Annotated in this window: 1 rRNA gene; it reads right to left on the bottom strand. The window is 54.5% G+C overall.

The annotated features are described in order from the left end of the window. Positions 1-1,014, bottom strand: a 23S ribosomal RNA gene (locus P2R09_RS03980); the annotation flags it as partial.

Here is a 1,014-nt window from a genome sequence, read left to right as displayed (position 1 = left end):
AAGGTTAAGCCTCACGGGTCATTAGTACCGGTTAGCTCAACGCATCGCTGCGCTTACACACCCGGCCTATCAACGTCGTAGTCTTCAACGTCCCTTCAGGACTCTCAAGGAGTCAGGGAGAACTCATCTCGGGGCAAGTTTCGTGCTTAGATGCTTTCAGCACTTATCTTTTCCGCACTTAGCTACCGGGCAATGCCATTGGCATGACAACCCGAACACCAGTGGTGCGTTCACTCCGGTCCTCTCGTACTAGGAGCAACCCCCCTCAATTCTCCAGCGCCCACGGCAGATAGGGACCGAACTGTCTCACGACGTTCTAAACCCAGCTCGCGTACCACTTTAAACGGCGAACAGCCGTACCCTTGGGACCTACTTCAGCCCCAGGATGTGATGAGCCGACATCGAGGTGCCAAACACCGCCGTCGATATGAACTCTTGGGCGGTATCAGCCTGTTATCCCCGGAGTACCTTTTATCCGTTGAGCGATGGCCCTTCCATTCAGAACCACCGGATCACTATGACCTGCTTTCGCACCTGCTCGAGCCGTCACTCTCGCAGTCAAGCCAGCTTATGCCATTGCACTAACCTCACGATGTCCGACCGTGATTAGCTGACCTTCGTGCTCCTCCGTTACTCTTTAGGAGGAGACCGCCCCAGTCAAACTACCCACCAGACACTGTCCGCAGCCCGGATCACGGGCCTACGTTAGAACATCAAACATTAAAGGGTGGTATTTCAAGGTTGGCTCCACGCGAACTGGCGTCCGCGCTTCAAAGCCTCCCACCTATCCTACACATCAAGGCTCAATGTTCAGTGTCAAGCTGTAGTAAAGGTTCACGGGGTCTTTCCGTCTTGCCGCGGGTACACTGCATCTTCACAGCGAGTTCAATTTCACTGAGTCTCGGGTGGAGACAGCCTGGCCATCATTACGCCATTCGTGCAGGTCGGAACTTACCCGACAAGGAATTTCGCTACCTTAGGACCGTTATAGTTACGGCCGCCGTTTACCGGGGC

It is taken from the genome of Pantoea sp. Cr_R13, from assembly GCF_029222565.1.
Classification (GTDB): Bacteria; Pseudomonadota; Gammaproteobacteria; order Enterobacterales; family Enterobacteriaceae; genus Pantoea; species Pantoea eucalypti.
Note: the sequence above shows the minus strand (reverse complement) of the source record. Positions and strands in the feature narration are given on the sequence as shown.